The organism is Paracoccus aerius, assembly GCF_014656455.1.
Classification (GTDB): Bacteria; Pseudomonadota; Alphaproteobacteria; order Rhodobacterales; family Rhodobacteraceae; genus Paracoccus; species Paracoccus aerius.
Map to the genome: position 1 here is coordinate 25,393 of NZ_BNCL01000007.1, position 22,265 is coordinate 47,657.

A 22,265-nucleotide genomic window follows, 5' to 3' on the forward strand; every position below is an offset into this window, starting at 1 on the left:
TCGACCGAATGCTCGACATCCTGATGATCGAGGATGAACCCAACATCGCCGAGGCGGTGCGCTTCATCCTGTCCCGCGAAGGCTGGCAGGTCGCGCTTCATGCCGACGGCGCGGGCGGGATCGAGGCGATCAGGGGCGCCAAGCCGCGCCTGGTCATCCTGGACGTGATGCTGCCGCATCGGTCGGGGACCGAGATCCTGGCGGAACTTCGCGGCGACCAGGATCCCAGCCTGGCGGCGACGCCGGTGCTGATGCTGACGGCGCGCGGGCAGGCCTCGCTGTCGCTGCCGCAGGCGGATGCCGTGCTGGCCAAGCCCTTCGCCAATGACGACTTGCGCGCCATGGTGCGCCGGATGCTGAACTGACCGCCATGCCCGACCGGCCGCTGTTTCTCGAACGCGCCTCGTTCCGCCGCCGGCGGCTTGGCGACGCGGCGCGCGTTCTTCCGATGCTGGCGGCGATCCTGGTCCTGGTCCCGGTCTGGTGGATCCCGGCGCAGGTCAGCTTCGCGGCGGGCGCGGTCTGGCTGTTCGGCCTGTGGGCCGGGTTGATCCTGGCCATCTTCGTGCTGCACCGCGCGCTGCGCCGGGCGGATGCCGCCACCCTGCGCGCGACCCAGGCGATGGCGCGGGACGACGACCATGCCCTTTGAGGCGCTTGTCGCGGGCTGCCTGGCCTATGTCGCGCTGATGTTCGGCGTGGCCTTTGCCGCCGACCGTGCCGCCTCCAGGGGCCGGGTCCGGTGGCTGGACCATCCGGCGGTCTATACGCTGTCGCTGTCCGTCTATTGCTCGGCCTGGACCTTCTACGGAGCGGTCGGCTACGCCACGCGGTCGGGGCTGGAATTCGCCACGATCTATCTGGGGCCGACCATCGTCTTCTGCGGCGCCTGGTGGGGGCTGCGGCGCCTGGTGCGGGTGGCCAGGATGCATCATGTCACCTCGATCGCCGACCTGATTTCCGCCCGCTTCGGCAAGTCGAACCGCCTCGCCGCCCTGATCACGCTGATCGCCGTCATTGCCGCCACGCCCTATGTCGCGCTGCAGCTGCAATCGGTCAGCCTGTCCTTCGAGGTCTTCGCGACCGACAGCCTGACCGACATCCCGCTTGCCGGCGGCGGCGGCACGGCCCTGTGGGTGGCTGCGGGACTTGCGCTGTTCACCATCGTCTTCGGCACCCGCAACCTGGCCGCCGACGAACGCCACCACGGGGTCGTCACGGCCATCGCGCTCGAGGCGGTGGTCAAGCTGATGGCCTTTCTGGCGCTTGGCGTCTTCGTGGTCTGGGGACTGGCCGAGGGCCCTGCCGACATGCTGGACCGGATCGCGCAGGCCGCGGCCGGCCATGATGGCTGGCTGCTGAAGCCCGACCGCTGGACCGCGCTGATCGTCGTGTCTGGCGCCGCGATCATCGCCCTGCCGCGGATGTTCCAGGTGCTGGTGGTCGAGGCCGCGGACGAGGATCGGCTGGCGGTGGCCGGATGGGCCTTTCCGGCATACCTCTTCGCGATGTCGCTGTTCGTGCTGCCCATCGCGGTCATGGGCCAGCAGCTTCTGCCCGCCGACGCCAATCCCGACCTGTATGTCCTGACGCTGCCCGCGCAGTCGGGGCAGAACTGGCTGGCCTTTCTGGTCTTCCTGGGCGGCTTTTCGGCCGCAACCTCGATGGTGGTCGTCTGCACCATCGCGCTTGCGACCATGATCTCGAACCACTGGCTGGTGCCGCTGTGGCTGATCCTGCGCCGCAAGCCCCAGACGGGCGACCCCGAGGATCTGCGCGGCTTCGTCCTGAACGCCCGGCGGCTGGCGATCCTGGCGGTCATGGCGGTGGGCTGGGTCTATTACCGCGCAACGGGCGGGACGGCGGCGCTTGCCTCGATGGGGCTGGTGGCCTTTACCGGCATGGCGCAGGTGCTGCCCGCGATGATCGGCGGGCTGTTGTGGCGCGGGGCGAACCGGCAAGGGGCCTATGCGGGCGTGGGCACGGGCTTTGCCTTGTGGCTGGCGCTGATCTTCCTGCCCTCGGTCGGCATCGGCCAAGATCCCGCGCTGCCGCCAAGCGTGGATCCCCTGGCCTTCGCGATCTGCCTGTCGCTGGCGCTGAACACGCTGGCCTTTATCGTCTTCTCGATCTTCGGGATGCCCGACCCGGTCGAACGCCTGCAGGGCCTGTCCTTCGTCAGCGCCGTGGATCCGGTCCGTCACGGGCGCATGGCCCGCGGCGCCGACCAGGTCGAACCGCTGCTGGTGATGGCCCGCCGCGTCTGGGGGGCCGAGGACGCGCTGCGCTTTTTCCAGTCCGAGGCCGCGGCGCAGGGCAAGTCCGGCTATCTGCCCGACATGACGCCGCGCTTCCTGACGCGGCTGGAACGGCGTCTGGCGGGATCCATCGGCGCGGCCACCGCCCATGCGATGATCGACAGCGTGGCCGGCGGGTCCGAGTTGACCGTGTCCGACCTGATGCAGGTCGCGACCGAGGCGCAGCGTGCCAAGGAGGAAACGCAGCGCCTTGAAAACGCCCGCGCCGAACTGGCCCGCACCGCGACCCAGTTGCGCGAGGCGAATGACAAGCTGACGGCGCTGTCGATCCAGAAGGACGCCTTCCTGGGCCAGATCAGCCACGAATTGCGCACGCCCATGACCTCGGTCCGGGCCTTTTCGGAAATCCTCCGCTCGCCCGATTTGTCGGATGCGGATCGCGACCGCTTCGCGAAGATCATCTATGACGAATCCGGCCGCCTGACGCGCCTGCTGGACGACCTGCTGGATCTTTCGGTCCTGGAAAGCGGGCAGGCGCAGTTGTCGATCACGCCCGCGAACCTGCACGACCTGATTGAACGGGCGCTGTCGGCCGCCTCGGCCACCCAGCCCCAGCGGGTGTTCCGCCTGGACCGGGAACCGCTGGCCGAATACGTGGGTGTCATCACCGACGCCGATCGGCTGCTGCAGGTGCTGATCAACGTCATCAGCAACGCCCGCAAGTATTGCGATGCCGAGCCTCCGGTCCTGTCCATCCGCGTCCGCCGGACCCTGCGCGGCGGGGCGCAGATCGACATCGCGGACAACGGGTCCGGGATCGAGACCGCCCGCCAGGCGCTGATCTTCGAAAAGTTCTCGCGCCTCAACGACCCCGCGCGGGCAGGGGGCGCGGGCCTGGGCCTGGCCATCTGCAAGGAGATCATGGCCAACCTGGGCGGAGAGATCACCTATCTGCCCGGCCAGGGCGGCGCGGCCTTCCGCATCGTCCTGCCCCGCCGGCCGCCGGTCCCGGCGGATGCGGGGCTGAGGCGCGCATAAACCCTTTCTCAACCGCTTTTTGCCAGATTGCGGATCAGGCAAGGACGATTCGGGGCGAACATGGCGCAAACTGGTCAGGCAGGACTGTTAAGGACGCTGCTGCGGGCGCGCGACCGTGACGGGGACAAGCTTGCCCGCCTGCCGCAGCCCCAGCCCTTGTCGCCCGCGCGCGCGGCAGCCAATGCGGTGGGCCGCGCGGCAGAGCGCCTGTATCGCCTGCCCGTCCTGCCGGTCGAGGTCAAGCCGGGCACAGCGACCCTTGCCGAACTGCCCGAAATGCTTCCCGACCAAGGTCTTCTGGTCGTCCTTCAGGGACCGGGCGACCAGGTCGGCATGATGGCCCTGGGGTTCGAGACCGTGACCGCCCTGATCGAGGTGCAGGCCTTGGGCCGCGTCACCGCGCGCCCCAGCGAAAGGCGCAGGCTGACCCGCAGCGATGCGGCGATCTGCGTCGATTTCGTCAACGCGCTGATGGCGGAACTGGGATCCGAGATGGCTGGGCTTGACGGTTTCGGCGGCGTGCAGGGCTATCGCTATGCCACCTACCTGGACGATCCGCGCCCGCTGATCCTGATGCTGGAGGATCGGCCCTATCGCAGCCTGTCCCTTGACCTGCGCATGGGGGGCACGGAAACCCGCGATGGGTCCATCCTGATCGCGCTGCCCCACAAGGCCGAGGCTAGGGCGCCACAGCCCCTGCACCCCCCGGCGGCGCTGCCGCCAGCGGCCACGTCCCAGGATGGTGCGCCGCTTGCACCCCCCGCATCGGCTGCGGACGCGACCCTGGCCGCAGCCATGGCCTCGGCCCCGGTCGACGTCGTGGGGGTTCTTTGCCGCCGCACCATGACGCTGGGCGAGTTGCGCGGGCTGGTGCCGGGCAAGCTGTTGCCGCTGCCCCGCGTCACCCTGGCCGAGGCGCGGTTGGAAACGCGCGACGGCCAGCTTCTGGCGACAGGCAAGCTGGGCGAGTCCGAGGGCTGCCACGCCCTGCGGCTGCACAACCCGGCCCGAGCGACCCCCGCAGGCCGGCTTGACCCGATCATGCCGCCGGTCACGACCACGCCGCCCGACCTGACCCATGCCGACCCCTTCCGCAGCGCTGAACTGGTCCAGCCCGCCGGCCGCGACGCCCTTGCCCGGCAGGCGGCAGGGGCGTGAAATGCTGATTACACTTGAAATCCCGGCGGGGCGGTTCCATTTAACCCCGGTCCCGAATCAGCCGGGGCGATCAGGATGGAGTGGTCATGGCCAAGGAAGAAATGCTCGAATTCCCCGGCGTCGTGAAGGAACTCCTGCCGAATGCGACGTTCAGGGTCGAGCTGGAAAACGGCCATGAGATCATTGCGCATATGGCAGGAAAGATGCGGAAGAACCGCATCCGCGTTCTTGCCGGCGACAAGGTGCAGGTGGAGATGAACACCTACGACCTGTCCAAGGGACGGATCAATTATCGCTTCAAGTGACACGGGTGCCGCGATGACCGCGCCCCGTCCCGACCCCCGAAACGACCATGCGCGCCCGCGGCTGATCCTTGGATCGGCCAGCCCGAGGCGCCTGGATCTTCTGGCGCAGATCGGCATCGTCCCCGACGAGGTCCGCAGCGCCAATATCGACGAAACCCCGCTCAAGGGCGAACTGGCGCGCGACTATGTCCGGCGCATTGCGCTTGCCAAGGCCCAGGCCTTCCACCTGGCGCCGTCCGAAGTGCTGCTTTGTGCCGACACGACGGTGGCCGTCGGACGCCGCATCCTTGGCAAGCCAGGCTCGCGGGCCGAGGCTGCGGATTTCATGCGCCTCATGTCCGGCCGCCGCCATCGCGTTCTGACGGCCGTGGTCCTGCGCGACGGCGACCGCATCCGCGACCGCCTGGTCGAGACCACCGTGCGGATGCGGCCCATTGCGCCCCCCGAACTGGAAGCCTATCTGGACATGAACGACTGGCAGGGCAAGGCGGGCGGCTATGCCATCCAGGGCGCGGCGGCAGCCTTTATCCCCTGGATCCAGGGCTCGTTCTCCTCGGTCGTCGGCCTTCCGTTGTCGGAAACGGCGGCCATGCTTGCGGCCTGCGGTATCACCATGAAGGAACCCCGATCATGAAGGGACGTCAGGTCGTTCTGGGCCAGCTTTTCGGCGTCGAGGCCGCCGCGCTTCTGGAGGACGGCGTCCTGACTGACCTGCTGGTCGACGCGAACGCGCTGTCTCCGCTGGTGCCCGGCGACATCTGCCGGGGCGTCGTCGAACGCCTGATGAAGGGGCAGGGCGGCGTCTTCCTGCGCCTGCCCGAAGGACAGCGGGGCTATCTGCGAGACCGATCCGGCCTGCGCGAGGGGCAGTCGCTGCTGGTGCAGGTGACGGGCGTTGCGGACGAGGGCAAGGCCACGCCCGTGACCGGGCGCATCCTGCTGCGCGGCAGGCACGTGCTGGTCACGCCCGGCGCGCCCGGCATCAACGTGTCCCGCCGCATCCGGGAAGATGAAACCCGTGCCCGGCTGACCGGCCTGGGGCAGGCGGCCTTGCCCCCCGAGGATACCGGCATCATCATCCGCAGCATCGCCGAGATCGCAGAAGACGAGGATATTGCCGGTGAACTGCGCGGCCTTCTGGACCTGTCGGCCCGGATCGCGGGCGAGGTGGCGGGTGGTCCGGAACTGCTGCTCGGCGCCCCGTCACCCCATGAACAGGCCTGGATGGACTGGGCGGATCCCGAACCCGAGGCGGTCGAGGAAGGCCCTGACAGCTTCGAACGCTGCGGCGTCCTCGAGGCGGTGGACGCGCTGTTGTCGCCCGTCGTGCCCCTGCCGGGCGGCGCCCATGCCGCGATCGAGCCCACGCGCGCCCTTCTGGCCATCGACGTGAACACCGGCCAGGACGCCAGTCCCGCCGCCGCGCTGAAGGCCAATATCGCCCTGGCCCGCGACCTGCCGCGCCAGTTGCGCCTGCGCGGGCTTGGCGGGCAGGTGGTGGTGGATTTCGCGCCGGTCCCCAAGCGCGACCGGGCCACGCTTGACCAGGTGCTGCGTGCCGCCTTCAAGGGCGAAAGCGCCGAAACCTCGCTGATCGGCTGGACCACGATGGGCCTTTACGAAATCAACCGCAAGCGCGACCGCATCCCCTTGCATCGCCTGGCGCAGGCGGCCCGCTGATGGCCTGCCCGATCTGCAACAAGCCGGGCGTGCCGGCCTATCGTCCCTTCTGTTCGAAACGCTGCGCGGATGTCGACCTGGCGCGCTGGCTGCGGGGCGATTATGTCATCCCCGGCCTGCCGCAGGACGACCTGTCGTCGGACCAGGCGCCGGAAAGCGAAAAAAACACCGGCGGGGGTCTGGACAGTCGCATCAAGCGTCCGTAAACACCGCGTCACGCCACGCGCCAGACGGCGCGCAAGGTTGCCCGGATAGCTCAGTTGGTAGAGCAGCGGATTGAAAATCCGCGTGTCGGCGGTTCAAATCCGTCTCCGGGCACCATCCATCCTTTCGAAATCCATCTGATCCCGATATCCGGTCTGGCGCAGCGTCCGGTCTTGCACCGGGGCCGTTCGCGGTGCAGATGCTGCGAAACCCGCCGCGGTCTTGCGGCGCTGTGCACGAAGCAGGATCGTTGCGAAAGGAAGGCACATGTCACCAAAGGCAAACCTTGCAGGAGCGGCGCATGTCTGACAGCAATCCCGGCCCGGTCGAGCGGGATTGGTCGGCAGCGATCTCGCCCATCGAGGAGATCATCAACGAGGCCCGCAACGGCCGGATGTTCATCCTGGTGGACCACGAGGACCGCGAGAACGAGGGCGATCTGGTGATCCCCGCGCAGATGGCCACGCCCGAGGCGATCAACTTCATGGCGACCCACGGGCGCGGGCTGATCTGCCTGTCGATGCCCGGCGCACGGATCGACGCCCTGGGGCTGCCGCTGCTCAGCGCCAAGAACTCCAGCCGCCACGAGACCGCCTTCACCATGTCGATCGAGGCGCGCGAGGGCGTGACCACCGGCATCTCGGCCCAGGACCGGGCGCATACGATCGCCGTGGCGATCGACCCGACCAAGGGTCCGTCCGACATCGCCACGCCCGGCCACATCTTTCCGCTGCGCGCGCGCGAAGGCGGCGTCTTGGTCCGCGCGGGCCATACCGAAGCCGCGGTCGATGTCGCGCGGCTGGCGGGGCTGAATCCGTCGGGCGTCATCTGCGAGATCATGAACGACGACGGCACGATGGCGCGCCTGCCCGATCTGGTGGCCTTCGCGCAACGGCACGGGCTGAAGATCGGCACCATCAGCCAGCTGATCGCCTATCGCCGCCGCCACGACAACCTGATCGCGGAACGCGGCCAGATGGCGGTCACGTCCGTCCACGGCGGCGACTGGATGATGCGGGTCTTTGCCGACGACACCTCGGGGGCCGAACATATCGTGTTGACCAAGGGCGACCTGACGCAGCCCGGCCCGGTGATGGTGCGGATGCACGTCCTGGATCCGCTGCACGACGTTCTGGGCATCGGGCGCGAGAACGCAGGCACGCTGGGCCAGGCGATGCGGATGATCGCCGAAGAGGGCAGAGGCGTCGTGGTGCTGTTCCGCGACATCGAGCCGCGCCTGCCGCGCCAGGACGAGGTTTCGTCCCATGTCCTGCGCCAATACGGGCTGGGCGCGCAGATCCTGTCGGTGCTGGGGCTGTCGGATCTGATCCTGCTGACCAATTCGGCGCCGGTCAGGGTGATCGGCCTGGACGCATATGGCCTGTCGATCCATTCGACCCGCCCGATCAAGGAGTGAACCCATGGCCGCCAGCATCGAACACCATCAACTGCCCTTGCCCCGCATCGACGGCAACCTGCGCCTGCTGATCGTCGTCGCGCCCTATTACCGGCAGGTGGCCGACGGACTGGTCGCGGGCGCCCGCGCGGTAGCAGAATCCGCAGGCGCCGAGGTCGATCTGGTCGAGGTTCCCGGCGCGCTTGAGATCCCGACGGCAATTGCGCTAGCGGCCGCGGGCAACCTTTACGACGGCTATGTCGCGTTGGGCTGCGTGGTCCGGGGCGAAACGACCCATTACGACACGGTCTGCAATGACAGTTCCCGCGGGCTGACGCTGCTGGGCCTGCAGGGACATTGCATCGGCAACGGCATCCTGACGGTCGAGAACCTGCCACAGGCCGAGGTTCGGGCCGATCCGCAGGGCCAGAACAAGGGCGGCGGTGCTGCGGCGGCGGCGCTGCACCTGATCGCGCTGAAGCGTCGCTGGCAGGTTTGACCGCCCGCGCCACGTCATGAAAAAGGGGGCCTTCCGGCCCCCTTTCCTTATCCCGCCAGCAGTGCCGCGTTGCCGCCCGCCGCCGTCGTGTCCACGCACAGGTGGCGTTCATGCGCGACATGGCCGAAGTCGGGCAGGCCAGTGATCAGTTGCACGATCTCTCCGTCCCGTGCGGCCAAGCCTTCGGCATAGGCGCGGCCCTGCGCCTCGTCGCCCCACCACAGCACCGCAGCCATGGCCGGCAGGCGCGTCAGGACATCGGGCGCAAGCGTGCCATCCGCGCCAACCGCATCACCGCCAAGCGCCGCAACGGCGGCCATCTGGGCGGCCACGGTGTCTGCACCCGGCCCCATGCACAGCACCGGCGGTCGCGTATGGGCCGTCAGGCGGTTCAACTCGCCAGTCGGGCCAGGCATCAGGCGCTCGTCGATCTTGCGCGAGACATGGGCCTCAAGCTGCGAACGGATGCGGGCTTCGTCGGCCTGGGCCTGCCAGTTTCCGGTGCCGCCGGCAGGTGCCCGGGGCGCGAAGAACCGGGGCACATAGCGCGGGCCGCCGGCCTTGGGGCCGGTCCCCGACAGCCCTTCGCCGCCAAAGGGCTGGCTGCCCACCACCGCGCCGATCTGGTTGCGGTTGACATAGATGTTGCCGACATGGACCGCGTCCGAGATTTCCTGCACACGGCTGTCGATGCGGGTGTGCAGGCCGAAGGTCAGCCCGAAGCCGCGCGCGTTGATGTCGGCCACGACCCGGTCCAGCTTGTCGGCCTTGAAGGTCGCCACATGCAGGACCGGCCCGAAGATTTCGCGTTCCAGGTCGCCGATCCCGCCGACGCGCAGCATGGTGGGCGCGATGAAGGTTCCGCGCGACGGCGCGTGCAGCTTGTGGATGACGCGGGTGCCGTTGCTGGACAGATAGCTTGCAATGTCGTCACGCGCGCGCGTGTCGATCACCGGGCCCACGTCGGTGGACAGGTTCCAGGGATCGCCCACGACGAGTTCGTCCATCGCGCCCTTGATCATCTCGATCAGGTGGGGGGCGATGTCTTCCTGCACGTAAAGGCAGCGCAAGGCGGAACAACGCTGGCCCGCCGACCGGAAGGCGCCGTTCACGATGTCGCGGACCGCCTGTTCGGGCAGGGCGGTCGAATCGACGATCATGGCGTTCAGCCCGCCGGTTTCCGCGATCAGCGGCGTGCCGGGGGCCTGGTGCCCGGCCATCGTCCGCGCGATGGTCTGCGCGGTCGCGGTGGAGCCGGTGAAGACCATGCCGTTGACGCGCGGATCCTGCGACAGGGCGGTGCCCACCACGCTGCCGCGCCCGGTCAGCATCTGCAGGGCGGCAAGCGGCACTCCGGCCTGGTGCATCAGCCTGACGCCCAGGGCCGCGATGATCGGCGTCGCCTCGGCGGGTTTCGCGATCACCGCGTTGCCCGCCATCAGCGCAGCCGCGATCTGGCCGGTGAAGATCGCCAGCGGGAAGTTCCAGGGGCTGATCGCACCGACGATGCCGCGGGGGGCGCCGGGATTCGTCTCGCCCTCGGCCGCGTAATAGCGCAGAAAGTCGACCGCCTCGCGCAGTTCGGCCACGGCGTCGGCCAGCGACTTGCCGGCCTCGCGCGCAAGGATGCCGAAGATCGGGCCGAAGTTCTCCTCGTAGAGGTCGGCCGCGCGGCGCAGGACGGCGGCGCGTTCCGACGCGGGCGCGTCCCAGATACGGGCATCGTCGATGGCGCGGGCGGTGGTTGCGGCATCGGCCATCAGGACCGAGGCCAGGCGTTCGCCCGTGGCGGGGTTCACCACCTCATGCGCCTCGCCCGTGGGCAGGGATACGGTCAGCGGCGCCACGTCGGACAGCGCAACATCCCGCGCCGCGTTGATCCGCGCCAGGGTCTGTTCGTCCGACAGGTCGAACCCAACCGAATTGCGGCGCGAGGAACCGAACAGGTCCGCCGGGGCCAGCAGGGATGCGGGGGCCTTGGCGGTGGCAAGCGCATCAAAGGGATCGCGCGCCACTTCCTCGGGCGTGACGGTCTCATCGACGATCTGGTTCACGAAGCTGCTGTTCGCGCCGTTTTCCAGCAGGCGGCGCACCAGATAGGCCAGAAGGTCGCGATGCGCGCCCACAGGGGCGTAGATGCGGCAGCGGCCGCCCGTCTTGCGCAGCACGATGTCGTGCAGGCGCTCTCCCATGCCGTGCAGTCGCTGGAATTCGAACCGAATGTCGCCGGCCATTTCCAGGATCGCGGCGACGGTATGGGCGTTGTGGGTGGCGAATTGCGGATAGATCCGGTCGGCATAGCCGATAAGCTTGCGGGCATTGGCGATATAGCTGACATCGGTCGCAACCTTGCTGGTGAACAGCGGAAAGCCCGGATGCCCCTCGACCTGGGCGCGCTTGACCTCGCTGTCCCAATAGGCGCCCTTGACCAGGCGCACCATGATGCGGCGGTCCAGCCGGGTCGCGGTCTCATGCAGCCAGTCGATGGTCTGGCTGGCGCGCTTGCCATAGGCCTGCACCACCACGCCGAACCCGTCCCATCCGGCCAGCGAGGGGTCGGACAGCACCGCCTCGATGACCTTCAGCGACAGGACCAGGCGGTCCTGTTCCTCGGCGTCGATGTTCATGCCCATGCCGGCGGCCTTGGCCTGCCGAGCAAGGCGCAGCACGACGGGCACCAGCTCGCGCATGACGCGGCCTTCCTGCGCAACCTCGTATCTCGGATGCAGCGCCGACAGCTTGATCGAGATGCCGGGATTTTCCTCGACCGAGCCCTTGTCGCAAGCCTTGGCGATCGCGGCGATGGCGTCGGCATAGGCGCGGTCATAGCGGGCGGCGTCGGCCCCGGTCATCGCGGCCTCGCCCAGCATGTCATAGCTGTAGGTGAAGCCCTGCGCCTCGCGCGTCTTGGCACGCGACAGGGCGTCGTTGATGGTCTGGCCCAGCACGAACTGGCGGCCCATTTCCTTCATGGCCCGGCCCACGGCGGTGCGGATCACCGGCTCGCCCAGGCGGCGCACCATGCGGCGCAGCGTGCCCGCCTGGTCGTCGTCCAGCACCTTGCCCGTCAACATCAGGGCCCAGGTGGATGCGTTGACCAGCGAGGACGATGCCTCGCCCAGGTGCTTGCCCCAATCGGACGGGGCGATCTTGTCCTCGATCAGGGCGTCGATGGTGATCTTGTCGGGGACGCGCAGCATCGCCTCGGCCAGGCACATCAGGGCGACGCCTTCGCGCGTGGACAGGCCGTATTCCGACAGGAAATGCTCCATCAGGGACGGACGCGCCTCGGCCCGGATGCGGCGGACCAGGTCGGCCGCGCGGGCGGTGATGGCGGCGCGGGCGGCGGGCTGCAGGCCGGCCTGGGCCGTCAGGTGTTCCAGAAGCTGCGCTTCGTCAGCAAACTTGGCCTGGGTGGAAAAGACGCTGGGGCTGACGGAAGACGACATGGCCTGACTCCTTGACTGGTCCGGCGGAGTTATCAGAGAATGTCTAGGCCGTGTGCCTGAAGATGAAGATCGTCCTGGGCAGATCGAACAATTGCGGAAGGATCCTCAGGATGAATGTCAAGCTGGACGCCTATGACCGCAGGATTCTGGCCGAACTGACGCGCAACGCCCGCATCCCGGTGGCCGAGCTGGCCCGAAAGGTCGGCCTGTCCAAGACGCCGATCACCCTGCGCATCAAGCACCTGGAGGAGATCGGCCTTATCACCGGTTATCGCGCGATCCTGTCGCCGCTGAAGCTTGGCCTGACTCATGTCACCTATGTCGAGGTCAGCATGAGCGACACCCGGGAGGCCGCGCTGCAACAGTTCAACGCCGCCGTCCGCGCCATTCCCGAGATCGAGGAATGCTACATGATCGCCGGCGGCTTCGACTATCTGATCAAGGTCCGCTCGCGCGACATGGCCGATTTCCGGCGCATCATGGCGGAGAAGATCTCGGGCCTGCCGCATATCAGCAACACGTCAAGCTATGTGTCCATGGAGGCGGTGGTGGAGCAGACCTTCACCCTGGGCGAATAGACCGCAGGATGGCAGCAGGGCCAGGATGACGTGAAAGTGGCGGAGAGGGTGCCCGCCATATTAGGGTTGCTTCGCAGTCCTTACAGGGACTTTGAAGCCTTATAACACATTATATCATAGAAATTTTTTGACCATGATCTTCCCGTGAGTTGCGGTGAAATCCAATGGGATGCTATAGCTATGGCGGGTATTATAGCGGGTAAGAGATGCCGAAGGCTGCAAGGGAACTGTCCGCGCTTGAAGTCAAGCGCCTGCAACATTCGGGCAAGGGGAAGAATGTCACCTTCGCAGTTGGTGGCGTGTCGGGGCTACTGTTGCAAATTACCCCCTCCGGCGGGCGCACATGGCTGTTGCGCGTCGTCGTCGGAAACAGGCGGCGGGAAATTGGGCTGGGCGGCTATCCCGAGGTGACGCTTGCTGTTGCCCGTGACCGCGCCCGCGAGATCAAGGACCAGATACGGCGCGGCATAGACCCTGTGGAAGAACGGAAGGCGGCGAAGGCGGCGCTGGTCGCGGCCCAGCGCAGGGGGCTATCCTTCGCGGATGCCGTTGAGCGATACCTTGCGGCGAAGCTGGACGCCTTCAAGAACCCCAAGCATCGCCAACAATGGCGCAACACCCTCGAAACCTATGCCATGCCGGAACTGGGAGAAATGCTGGTGCAGGACATTACGGTTCAGGACGTGCTGCGGGTTCTGGAACCGCTCTGGCAAGCAAAGACGGAAACGGCCTCACGACTGCGCGGACGAATAGAGGCGGTGCTGTCATGGTCCACGGTGTCCGGGCACCGCACGGGCGACAATCCGGCGCGCTGGGCGGGCAACCTGAAAGAACTGCTGCCCACGCCATCCAAGGTTGCCAAGGGCGACAATCACCCGGCATTGCAGATAGACGATGCGCCGCGCTGGTTCGCAGCCATACGGGCCAAGCAGGGAATTGGCAGTCGGGCGCTGGAATTCGCGGCGCTGACCGCTGCCCGATCACAAGAGGTGCGCGGCGCGTGCTGGGATGAAATCGACCTTGATGCCGCAATGTGGGTTATTCCGGCGGAACGAATGAAGATGGACCGCGAACACCGGGTGCCCCTGACTGCTGAAGCGGTCTCGCTGCTGAAGGCTCTTCCGCGCTTTTCAGGCAATGCGCTGGTCTTCCCGGCACCGCGGGGCGGTAGAATGTCCGACATGACGTTGAGTGCGGCCATGAAACGGCTGCACGAGGCCGAAACCAAGAAAGACCTGCCCGGGTACATAGACCGGGTAAGCAAGCGTCCTGCGGTTCCCCACGGCTTGCGCAGCACCTTCCGCGACTGGGTTGCCGAACGGACCCACTTCCCCGGCGATATGGCGGAAATGGCCTTGGCGCACCGGCTGGCAAATGCGGTGGAAGCGTCTTACCGGCGCGGAGATATGGTGGAGAAGCGGCGGACCATGATGCAAGCTTGGGCGGATTATCTGACCGGCACAGGAGCCGGAAGCAATGTCATCAGCATCGGAGCGCGGGGCTGATGCAACGGGTTGCAAATCGCTTTCCTCCGGAAGCGTCTTCCTATCAGCGCAAATTCTGCGCCAATTATGCATTTACTTTCGTGCAGGGTCCTGCATTTCGGCCGTGACAATTAAAGGAACAGCGAAAGCGGATTAGACGTCAGTACAGAGGATTGTTACTTATCCGGCTAAACATCTAGCTTCCAGTTTCCAATATGAATTGCAACTTGTTGCAAATTAGTGTGTTGACGATGAATTTAGGGAGTAGTATTTTACGATATTGACCTGATTTGTTTTCGAATATATCTCGCCCTTGGAACCTATCCAATGCGGTGAGTAACTATGAATACCCAGGCCATTTTTCTAAATGCTGCTCAACTTGCTGCCCGTCACGGCGAACACCCTTTAACTCCGTGGAAACGTCTGAGGGCTGATCCCACTTTTCCCAAGCCGTATCGGTTTTCGGCGCGCCGCACAGTCTGGAAAATAGAAGAGATAGTGGAGTGGGAAAACTCGAAGAAACTAACCGAATAAAAACCCCGCCCAAGCGGCAAGCACGGGCGGGGCATAGTCTCTTGACAGGTAAATTGAGACTATCTCTCGCCCTTGATCCATTCAAGGAGCATTTACCATGCCATCGCATAAAAATCCAAGCGACGTGCGACATTATACGGTCCACAACACCAGAGCGGCGCAGGCAAATCAGTTTTCACTTGGGCCGACGCGAGAGCGGGCGGCCCTAGAGGCTCTAATCCGAGGTGGTTCTGCCGGAGCGTCTTTCTACGATGATCCTGCTCCACGCTGGGCAAGTTCGGTCTTCCTGCTGCGGAAAAGAGGCCTAGATATTTTGACCGCCAAGGAGCCACATGGCGGATTATACCAAGGAACCCACGCTCGATATTTCTTGCGGTCGATTGTGGTTCCGGTTCCTGCGTCCGTCACGGAGACGGAATGATGTCGGAGGCCTTTGCTGTTCAGGAAGATGCGAATGGCTATGACCGGTCTTTCCTTCGTCCGAGTGCCTACCCGGCGATACCACTCTTCACCCAACCCTGCGCACGGTGGCTGGGTGCCGGGCCAGAGGTCGATGGGGGCGCCTACACGTTTCAGACTGCCCGCGACATCCTTCCGTGGCTCTGGGGGCAAAAAAAGGCCCTTCTGGCGTGGCAGGGTGCGGCGCGAGCTATCAGACGCCCTGCTAGCTGTTCTTTTCACCCAGTGCAATCCGTTGCAGCGCAATAGGGGTATAAACAATGGGGCGTGACCGCAGGAACGAAATCCGGACAGAGCACTTCACAAAAATGGTTAGAAATCTGATGGCGACGCCCGCTTGGCGTGAATTGTCGCCCGTTGCCCAATCCTTATATCCTTGGCTGAAGCTGGAATGGGGCGGGCCAAGCGCAAACAACAACGGGAAAATCCGGCTTTCTGTGCGTCAGGCGGCTGATTGCATGGGATGCAGCATAAACACGGCGGCAAAAGCATTCCGAGACCTTCAAGGCAAGGGCTTTATCCATGTGCAGGAACCGGCCCGCTTGGGAGTGGGAGGAGAAGCGAAATCACCCTGCTATGAGATTACCGAACTAGCAATGCCAGGGCAGGTTTCAGGCCGGAAGCAATATCTGCAATGGTCGTCTGGAAACGACTTCCCTGTTGTAAAGGCAAACCACCCAGGGCCATGCCGGAAGAGGGAAAAAACAGAACCCCGTCTTAAGGCTGACGACAGCGCTGTCATACATTTTGATATGCATCCCCGGCGCACGTCACAGAAATGAATACGGCTTGTCTTAATAGTTGTGACGATTTGTCAGTTTTTTGGCTCCTTCACGTCACAGCTTTTGCGACATCCTTATCTACCAGTATGGGAGGCAGGAAGAATAGCCCAACTTCCTGACACCAACCGCTCGCCGGTGAGAAGGCGGCTCCGGCCAAACAGATGCCCGAAGCGCATCAGCTATCGAGAGGAAACCTAATCATGAACATCAATGATGACTGGAAACTGTCCCTGCATAAGGAGGAATTGCGAGCGTTGAAAAGTGGACTGATCACGGAACAAGACTTCAGGGCTATGATGTCCGGCAATACCGAGGCTGTTGCCCGCTGGGACAGGATATGCGGTGAGGTAAGCCGTGAGATGGGCAAGGCGCTTACACGCGACCCGATGGAGGGCATAAAGGTGCTCCCCGATTGGCCATATATTGGGACTAGTCCGTCAGGTCCGTCCGAGTGTTTTGCAGGGGGCACGGAGGACAGCCTTGACCCCCGCCCGGATGCCGATAGTCCATCTGAAGCATCCGAATATCCTGTACTCCCCTACGACGATGACGACGATGGCGGCTGCCCCCCTGGCGATACCGCTAGCCCGTATCAAGAACTATCTCTGTCCGCCCAGCGCCTAGAGGATAAACGCCAGCGAGAAGAAGGGTGAAAGGATGCAGCCTCTTTTGATCGCGGTCATCGCGGCCTATTTGATTGCGGGTCGGTTGTGGTGGCTCCGGATAATCGACGGGCTGACAAGACACCGTCTGGAAGGTGGCGCGCTGACCTGCTTGCCGACGATGCGCGCAGCGATGTTTCCCATCCCAACCCGACGGGAACATTCACCCTTCTCTGGCAGCTAACGTTCGGCCTCGGCTGGCTATCGGGTAGGTTAGCACATTCCGCAAACTTGCCGAGAACCTACCCATCCGGGATACTCTATAAGTTCTTGATAACATACAGTTCCTGTGTCTCTCTGATTGCAACGCGTTGCAATACAACATCTCAGTGCGGTTTGCCCCATTCGTACCCGGTAACCTACATCTCATGCCGTAATTTCTGCTGGTAGGTGGCTGACCTACGTTGTCGAGCGTCTTTCTTGCACTGTAGCGGTGCTCACGATTGAAAGAGCCGCGGCTGGTTGGCGCTGCAAGAACCAACAGGCGCGGCAGAGTGCAAAATCTGCACTTCCTCTCTGTACTTCCTTCCATTTAGAGTCGTCTAGAGCTGCCCTATCCAGGGAACGGCTATCCAGACCGCCAGAACCACAAAGAAAGTTGCTTGGCCAGCGCCGCTGACTGCTAAGTGGTGACGTGCTCTCTGAAGAGGCAGACCCGTTACCGAACCACAGTCTACGGTGGTAGTGGTTGGGAGGATGCGCTAGAGCGTCTGATCCAGCACCCAAAGTTCGCGATTTCCAACCCACGGCGTCACATGACAATCGAGCAGAACTACAACATCGCTTTCGTTGCCGCGCTCGCTCTGAAGGAAAAGCAAATTCAGCAGATTTATCGGCCGATCATCGCGGTGCATAAGTGGTTTGCAAGACGTCCTGGAACCCTCTTCCGCGGACTAACTCTCTCAGAGTTCGGCGAGCGCCCCATTGAAGATACCTTTTTCGAAAGCAACGATTTTCCTGGCAGGAAGGTCGCTGATCCCTTTATGGGCGGAGGCACCCCCCTCATCGAAGCCAACCGCGTGGGATGCGACGTACAAGGCTATGACATCAATCCCATGTCAGCGTGGATTGTCCGGGAGGAAATCGAGCATCTCGATATTCCGGCTTATCAAAAAGCTGCTCGTGAACTCCTCTCGGCGCTCGAAGAGGACATTGGAAGTTTCTACAAAACCGACTGCCCTATCTATGGCGATAAAGATGTTCCGGTTAAATACTTCATCTGGGTTAAGGAAGTATCCTGTACGAATTGCAGCGAAGACGTTCCACTCTTTCCTAGCTACCGGATTGCGGAAGACAAACGCCATACGGCTAATGTTTTGGTTTGCTCGAAATGCTACGCTCTCAACGAAGTTGCCTCGGTTTCCGAACCTGGAGCATGTAAATCTTGTGACGCGGAGCTCACTATGGCGGGTCCCGCAAAGCGCAATAGCTGCGCATGTCCATCATGCGGCGTAGCCAATAAGTACCCCCAACCTGAAAATGGTCCGCTTCGCCATCGTTTAGTTGCGCTAGAGTACTATAATCCCTCAAAAAAGAAGGATCATAAGGGTCGCTTCTTCAAGTCTCCCGATAAGAAAGATCACGAGCGTTTTGAAGCGGCCCAAAAATTGTGGGCCGATCATTCTCCGAAACATGTGCCTGAGCAACTCATTCTTCCCGGAGATGAGACGGACAGATTGCACCGGTGGGGTTACACAAAGTATCGGGAGCTCTTTAATGAGCGGCAGCTCTATGGGCTCGATAAAAGTGCTGCCTACATTGCCGCAATCCCCGATAAGCGAATTCGTCATGCATTAGCCACTAATTTCTCTGACTTGCTACGATATCAGAATATGCTTTGTCGATATGATACCATGGCGCTTAAGTCCCTCGACATCTTCTCGATTCATGGTTTTCCTGTTGGGTTAATCCAAGTTGAATCCAATCTTCTTGGCATTGCTAATAGCGGAGGTGCCAACGTGGGATCAGGAGGGTGGAGCAACATCATAGAGAAGTACACGAAGGCCAAGCGCTACTGCGACACGCCTTTCGAAGTTCGGCATGAAGGTAACCGGAAAACGCAGGTACCAATTTCTGGCGAGTGGATTGGTGAGCGTCTTAATGGTCATCGTCGGCGGGATATATCTATTCGCTGCATTAGTTCAACAGAGATTGACATCTCACCGAACAGTCTCGACGCGGTTTTCACAGACCCGCCATATTTTGGGAATGTTCAATACGGTGAGTTGATGGATTTCTGTTACGTCTGGCTGCGCGCACTCCTTGGCAAAGAGGCCGAAGGCTTCGAACGCATGTCATCACGTGACGATGGAGAACTCACCGGAAACCAGACACAAGGTCGCACGCTAATACACTTTACGGAAGGTCTAGCCGCCGTTTATTCTAAGATGGCAACGGCCCTGAAGCCCGGGGCACCGTTGGCATTCACCTATCACCACAATAAGCTTTCAGCATACGAGGCGGTCTCTGTCGCAATCCTGGATGCGGGACTTGTCTGTTCCGCCGCACTACCTTGTCCGGCAGAAATGGGGGGCTCCATTCATATCCACGGTACGAGCTCCTCTATCGTGGATACGGTATTCGTGTGCCGGACAAATGGGACAGTGGCAAGAAGCACACTCTGCGAAAATGCCGATCAACTAGCCTTGCTTATAATCGGTGAGCTCCAACAGCTATCCCAAGCCGGGATGAAGGTCCGCCGAGGCGATATTCGTTGTATTACCTTCGGACACCTGTCGCGTCTTGCCGTTTGGAGTCTTCGTAAAGCTTGGGATGCAACAATGACCACCGATGCTAAACTGCGGCTGGTCGCCGAGAAGCTAATGGCTTTTGGTGATCCCGAAGCAATTGTCGCACAATGTGAGGCAGCAGGATTTACTACTCATTTTCAAGTTTTGCCAGCTGGAGGCGCGAATATGAAGGGCCTAGAGAAAAATGCCATCACCTTTTGAAGTATCATTTGCTGAAATCGAACAGAATATTGAATTATACGTAGATGAAGTTTTCTCTACTCTTCAATCCGATTTTATGACAATGCCTAAAGGGGAAGGGTTTTTAGAGTATCCTATTTTTGAGGATGGATACGAGGCTCTTAAAAAGAACACCAAAGGCTTTTCAATACTGGATACAGAGTCGATCCTTCGGCTCTCCTTTGAGAAGCCAATAGTATTAATTGTCCTTCGGGCGATGCTTGGTTTTACGCCTCCGGAATGGGCTGATGCCGCGACGGCGGAGATCAAGTTAGAAGTTCCGCAGAACGCGGCTCGTGCGATTGATCGAAGAGTGAGGCTCAGACCCGGTGTTCCGCTCAAAACATCAGGTGTCACTGCCGAGCGCGTGCGCGCGCTCGTCATTGCCGCATGTCGTCTGCTTACAACAGGACCCGAACTGGTGGACGGCAAGCTCATTCATCGCCTGAGCAAGGCAGATACTATCTCCGGCTTAGCAAGCATCGCGCCTCTAGCCGACCTAGGAGTACCCTATTCTATGTTGCTTTATGAGCGCTTCCTTGGGCGCCCGTTCGCTGGACATCGAGACTCTGTTAGTGAGCTAGTCGGCGATGTTGTCGAATTGGCAATCGAAGAACTGCTCACAAAACACCATATAAGCTTCCGAAAAACTAAACGTGCCGAACGGATAGCTGGCTTCGAACAAGCTCCTGATTTTATCATCCCGAGTGAATATAATCCCCGCATCGTGATTGAGGCAAAGTTGACCAATGATGATGGGACCGCGCGAGACAAGGTGACGCGCGTTCAACACCTGCGCACGATGAGCCTAAAAGATCGTTCTCTTAAAGAGGGACCGCGTTACGAAGTCATCGCGTGTATCGCAGGACGGGGTTTCAAGCAGCGACGACAGGATATGAAGAAGCTGCTCGAAGCGACACAAGGAAAAATCTTCACTCTGCAAACCATTCCTGAGATGGTGCAATATTCGAGCTTGAAGAACTACGTAACTCGGTAGATTGACGCGCGTTATGGTGTAAGCTTCCAAAGCTTTACCGCCTTGTCTGCCAATTCATTCTGTCTTACTTGGATTGCATCCAACGTCCACTCTTTGACCTCGGAGAGTGACCGGGTGATCTCAATCTGAGACTGAGCATAAATCTTCTTTTTTTCATCGAAGGATGCGTTCGCCGCAGCTACATTCAGGGCACTATCCATGATGGTTAGGTTGCCCAACCGCTTGTACCAGTTAGTAGCGTCCTCCGCTGAGATATTACTCCAGTTCTCGCCTGGATTTTGAGGCAAGATATGCTCTAGATTAACGTCGTCATGGTGCTGGCTAATCCGGTATTCACCCTCTGGATTATCATGGCTGGCAATGGAACGAAGGTAGAAGCGAGCAAGGTAGTTTTTCGCAACGCTGGCATTGGAAAATGCTTCCCGGAAGGTAGCGTCTGTGGGGAGCGTCGCACGAGTAGCCTCATATAACTGGCGTGCTGTCGCGATTTCCTCAGTTGATACTTTTTCTGCTGTCGAGGAGAAGAGATTTTCTAGTGTCCCGCTGCCTCCTGATCCGCCAATTAGGAAGCGAACTGTCCAAGAAACCAGCATGGGCAATGCCCGTCGTATTTCTGCGTCCGTGAATTTTCGCAAAATCGCCAGGATCAGTGGTCTGCTTTGAGTGACACGAAGTTCAGCCAACGCATAAATTGCATCTTGCGTTGCAGAGCCGAGCGCACGCCACTTTGGATTGCCTGGATTTTGAAGCGCTACATAATCTGCCGCTGAGTTGTTAAGTTCTACTGAAAAGTCCACGGCTTGCTGGCGTCCGGTCACACGCTCTTTGATGCGGTCATACAGCTCTCGCTCGCGCGTCAATCCGTACTTCGAGGACCAGACATGCCGAATAAATGTTTTTATTTCCTTTTCGTTGTCTACACTCTCAATTCGGCTGCGCATACTGGTCCAAGCGTCTTGAACCTCGCCAAGTCTCGTCTCGGAAATTCGAAACAAGTAGTTCTTAAGAAGATCTGCAATTGAGAGGTCAATGCCTCGGTCGTTTAAAACTTCGAAGATAGTATAAGCGTTGGCTTTGCTGCTGACATTAACAACAATGACTTTCGCCTTGTTGTCGATGAAGTCCAGCCAATCGTTTAATGCCTCTATTGGTTCATGGGATTGGTCCGTAATTCTTTGTACGAACTCTCCTGCAATTTTCTTCGCGTCTGCAATACGTTTGTGAGCCTCGGTGCTAGGCGCGGTAATGGTATCCTCTATGATAGCTCCCTGAAAGAAGGGGTTATCGCTTTCATTCAGAACTACGTTCGCATGCGTTTCAAGCGTGCGCCGGTCGCGACGAGCTATGTACTCTGCTTGAATGGTTTCCGCGCGCTCTGCATCCCCGCGTGCCCGAAGATAGTTTCTCACCTGAGCGATGAAGATTAGCGTCGAAGCAATACGCTGCTGTCCGTCGATAACATGCACCTTGTCGTTTTCCGCAGGTGTCAAAACGATAGTTCCGAGGAAGTATTCCGGAGAGTTAGCGCGAATTGCGTCGCTGATGTCTCGCAACAAATCTGTAATCTGATCAATTTCCCACGCAAACGAGCGCTGGTAAGCCGGTACCTCGATTTTCCTGTCTGAGATCAGGTGTCCAATTCCATCCAGATGCACATCAATGCGCTCGATTGATCCCAGCATGCCCTCGGCCTCATTTGTTCATTTCGCGCGGTTGGCGATTCTTGGCAGCAATGTATCAGACCCGTCTGCGTGTGGAAGTTCTGGGGAGGAGTGCGTTGCTAACGTTCTCCATCTGATTAGGTGGAGCAGGC

19 protein-coding genes and 1 tRNA gene are annotated in these 22,265 nt (G+C 61.6%); 18 read left to right on the forward strand and 2 right to left on the reverse strand.

The features are described from left to right. Positions 1-8: 8 nt before the first annotated feature. From IE224_RS09960 to IE224_RS10010, 11 genes are all read left to right on the forward strand, one after another. Positions 9-365, forward strand: a complete 357-nt coding sequence (locus IE224_RS09960; RefSeq protein WP_167621495.1) for a response regulator transcription factor — start codon at positions 9-11, stop codon at positions 363-365. A gap of 5 nt (positions 366-370) precedes the next feature. Beyond that, complete coding sequence (locus tag IE224_RS09965) at positions 371-652, forward strand: hypothetical protein (protein ID WP_191310009.1); 282 nt, start codon at positions 371-373, stop codon at positions 650-652. Further along, positions 642-3,296, forward strand: a complete 2,655-nt coding sequence (locus IE224_RS09970) for an ATP-binding protein (RefSeq protein ID WP_167621496.1) — start codon at positions 642-644, stop codon at positions 3,294-3,296. Before IE224_RS09965 ends, IE224_RS09970 begins: the two co-directional genes overlap by 11 nt. A gap of 60 nt (positions 3,297-3,356) precedes the next feature. After that, positions 3,357-4,454: a FliM/FliN family flagellar motor C-terminal domain-containing protein gene (locus tag IE224_RS09975; RefSeq protein WP_191310011.1), complete on the forward strand. Its 1,098-nt coding sequence runs from the start codon at positions 3,357-3,359 to the stop codon at positions 4,452-4,454. An 86-nt stretch (positions 4,455-4,540) separates the two neighbouring features. Continuing rightward, positions 4,541-4,759, forward strand: coding sequence for a translation initiation factor IF-1 (infA, locus tag IE224_RS09980; RefSeq protein WP_036636451.1), 219 nt, complete (start codon positions 4,541-4,543; stop codon positions 4,757-4,759). A gap of 13 nt (positions 4,760-4,772) precedes the next feature. Then, entirely contained in the window at positions 4,773-5,393 is a 621-nt protein-coding gene (locus IE224_RS09985) for a Maf family protein (RefSeq protein WP_191310014.1), read from the forward strand. Then, positions 5,390-6,439 (forward strand): ribonuclease E/G, encoded by a 1,050-nt coding sequence (locus IE224_RS09990; RefSeq protein ID WP_191310016.1) that lies wholly within the window; start codon positions 5,390-5,392, stop codon positions 6,437-6,439. Before IE224_RS09985 ends, IE224_RS09990 begins: the two co-directional genes overlap by 4 nt. Further along, on the forward strand, positions 6,439-6,645 hold the full coding sequence (locus tag IE224_RS09995; protein ID WP_167621500.1) for a DNA gyrase inhibitor YacG: 207 nt from the start codon (positions 6,439-6,441) through the stop codon (positions 6,643-6,645). The genes IE224_RS09990 and IE224_RS09995 overlap by 1 nt, the downstream gene beginning before the upstream one ends. 39 nt (positions 6,646-6,684) lie before the next feature. After that, a tRNA-Phe gene (locus IE224_RS10000) sits at positions 6,685-6,760 on the forward strand. Positions 6,761-6,944: 184 nt separating this feature from the next. Then, the gene (gene ribB / locus IE224_RS10005) at positions 6,945-8,060 is read left to right on the forward strand and encodes a 3,4-dihydroxy-2-butanone-4-phosphate synthase (protein ID WP_191310018.1); all 1,116 of its coding nucleotides are present in this window, start codon (positions 6,945-6,947) and stop codon (positions 8,058-8,060) included. A 4-nt stretch (positions 8,061-8,064) separates the two neighbouring features. Continuing rightward, positions 8,065-8,538, forward strand: coding sequence for a 6,7-dimethyl-8-ribityllumazine synthase (locus IE224_RS10010; protein WP_191310020.1), 474 nt, complete (start codon positions 8,065-8,067; stop codon positions 8,536-8,538). A 47-nt stretch (positions 8,539-8,585) separates the two neighbouring features. Here the strand turns inward: IE224_RS10010 and putA are convergent, their stop codons facing one another. Further along, the gene (gene putA, locus IE224_RS10015; protein ID WP_191310022.1) at positions 8,586-11,987 is read right to left on the reverse strand and encodes a bifunctional proline dehydrogenase/L-glutamate gamma-semialdehyde dehydrogenase PutA; all 3,402 of its coding nucleotides are present in this window, start codon (positions 11,985-11,987) and stop codon (positions 8,586-8,588) included. A gap of 110 nt (positions 11,988-12,097) precedes the next feature. Between putA and IE224_RS10020 the strand changes: the two genes are divergently transcribed. The 7 genes from IE224_RS10020 (at position 12,098) to IE224_RS10045 (ending at position 20,452) form a co-directional block, all read left to right on the forward strand. Continuing rightward, on the forward strand, positions 12,098-12,565 hold the full coding sequence (locus IE224_RS10020; protein WP_167621504.1) for an Lrp/AsnC family transcriptional regulator: 468 nt from the start codon (positions 12,098-12,100) through the stop codon (positions 12,563-12,565). Between the two features lie 206 nt (positions 12,566-12,771). Then, positions 12,772-14,070 (forward strand): tyrosine-type recombinase/integrase, encoded by a 1,299-nt coding sequence (locus tag IE224_RS10025; RefSeq protein ID WP_191310024.1) that lies wholly within the window; start codon positions 12,772-12,774, stop codon positions 14,068-14,070. A gap of 610 nt (positions 14,071-14,680) precedes the next feature. Beyond that, complete coding sequence (locus IE224_RS21390; protein ID WP_373305539.1) at positions 14,681-15,004, forward strand: winged helix domain-containing protein; 324 nt, start codon at positions 14,681-14,683, stop codon at positions 15,002-15,004. Positions 15,005-15,302: 298 nt separating this feature from the next. After that, positions 15,303-15,824, forward strand: coding sequence for a helix-turn-helix domain-containing protein (locus IE224_RS10030; RefSeq protein ID WP_191310026.1), 522 nt, complete (start codon positions 15,303-15,305; stop codon positions 15,822-15,824). Positions 15,825-16,024: 200 nt separating this feature from the next. Next, on the forward strand, positions 16,025-16,477 hold the full coding sequence (locus IE224_RS10035; RefSeq protein ID WP_191310029.1) for a hypothetical protein: 453 nt from the start codon (positions 16,025-16,027) through the stop codon (positions 16,475-16,477). A 764-nt stretch (positions 16,478-17,241) separates the two neighbouring features. Then, positions 17,242-19,437 (forward strand): DNA methylase, encoded by a 2,196-nt coding sequence (locus IE224_RS10040; protein ID WP_191310031.1) that lies wholly within the window; start codon positions 17,242-17,244, stop codon positions 19,435-19,437. Then, positions 19,421-20,452 (forward strand): hypothetical protein, encoded by a 1,032-nt coding sequence (locus tag IE224_RS10045; RefSeq protein ID WP_191310033.1) that lies wholly within the window; start codon positions 19,421-19,423, stop codon positions 20,450-20,452. The genes IE224_RS10040 and IE224_RS10045 overlap by 17 nt, the downstream gene beginning before the upstream one ends. 11 nt (positions 20,453-20,463) lie before the next feature. Here IE224_RS10045 and IE224_RS10050 read toward each other — a convergent pair whose 3' ends face one another. Next, complete coding sequence (locus tag IE224_RS10050; protein ID WP_191310036.1) at positions 20,464-22,134, reverse strand: DUF262 domain-containing protein; 1,671 nt, start codon at positions 22,132-22,134, stop codon at positions 20,464-20,466. Positions 22,135-22,265: the final 131 nt, after the last annotated feature.

Bases quoted from the DNA above. Each gene is read 5' to 3' on its own strand.
- IE224_RS09960 (WP_167621495.1), top strand. From the start codon at position 9: ATGCTCGACATCCTGATGATCGAGGATGAACCCAACATCGCCGAGGCG.
- IE224_RS09965 (WP_191310009.1), top strand. From the start codon at position 371: ATGCCCGACCGGCCGCTGTTTCTCGAACGCGCCTCGTTCCGCCGCCGG.
- IE224_RS09970 (WP_167621496.1), top strand. From the start codon at position 642: ATGCCCTTTGAGGCGCTTGTCGCGGGCTGCCTGGCCTATGTCGCGCTG.
- IE224_RS09975 (WP_191310011.1), top strand. From the start codon at position 3,357: ATGGCGCAAACTGGTCAGGCAGGACTGTTAAGGACGCTGCTGCGGGCG.
- infA (WP_036636451.1), top strand. From the start codon at position 4,541: ATGGCCAAGGAAGAAATGCTCGAATTCCCCGGCGTCGTGAAGGAACTC.
- IE224_RS09985 (WP_191310014.1), top strand. From the start codon at position 4,773: ATGACCGCGCCCCGTCCCGACCCCCGAAACGACCATGCGCGCCCGCGG.
- IE224_RS09990 (WP_191310016.1), top strand. From the start codon at position 5,390: ATGAAGGGACGTCAGGTCGTTCTGGGCCAGCTTTTCGGCGTCGAGGCC.
- IE224_RS09995 (WP_167621500.1), top strand. From the start codon at position 6,439: ATGGCCTGCCCGATCTGCAACAAGCCGGGCGTGCCGGCCTATCGTCCC.
- ribB (WP_191310018.1), top strand. From the start codon at position 6,945: ATGTCTGACAGCAATCCCGGCCCGGTCGAGCGGGATTGGTCGGCAGCG.
- IE224_RS10010 (WP_191310020.1), top strand. From the start codon at position 8,065: ATGGCCGCCAGCATCGAACACCATCAACTGCCCTTGCCCCGCATCGAC.
- putA (WP_191310022.1), bottom strand. From the start codon at position 11,987: ATGTCGTCTTCCGTCAGCCCCAGCGTCTTTTCCACCCAGGCCAAGTTT.
- IE224_RS10020 (WP_167621504.1), top strand. From the start codon at position 12,098: ATGAATGTCAAGCTGGACGCCTATGACCGCAGGATTCTGGCCGAACTG.
- IE224_RS10025 (WP_191310024.1), top strand. From the start codon at position 12,772: ATGCCGAAGGCTGCAAGGGAACTGTCCGCGCTTGAAGTCAAGCGCCTG.
- IE224_RS21390 (WP_373305539.1), top strand. From the start codon at position 14,681: ATGCCATCGCATAAAAATCCAAGCGACGTGCGACATTATACGGTCCAC.
- IE224_RS10030 (WP_191310026.1), top strand. From the start codon at position 15,303: ATGGGGCGTGACCGCAGGAACGAAATCCGGACAGAGCACTTCACAAAA.
- IE224_RS10035 (WP_191310029.1), top strand. From the start codon at position 16,025: ATGAACATCAATGATGACTGGAAACTGTCCCTGCATAAGGAGGAATTG.
- IE224_RS10040 (WP_191310031.1), top strand. From the start codon at position 17,242: ATGACAATCGAGCAGAACTACAACATCGCTTTCGTTGCCGCGCTCGCT.
- IE224_RS10045 (WP_191310033.1), top strand. From the start codon at position 19,421: ATGCCATCACCTTTTGAAGTATCATTTGCTGAAATCGAACAGAATATT.
- IE224_RS10050 (WP_191310036.1), bottom strand. From the start codon at position 22,134: ATGCTGGGATCAATCGAGCGCATTGATGTGCATCTGGATGGAATTGGA.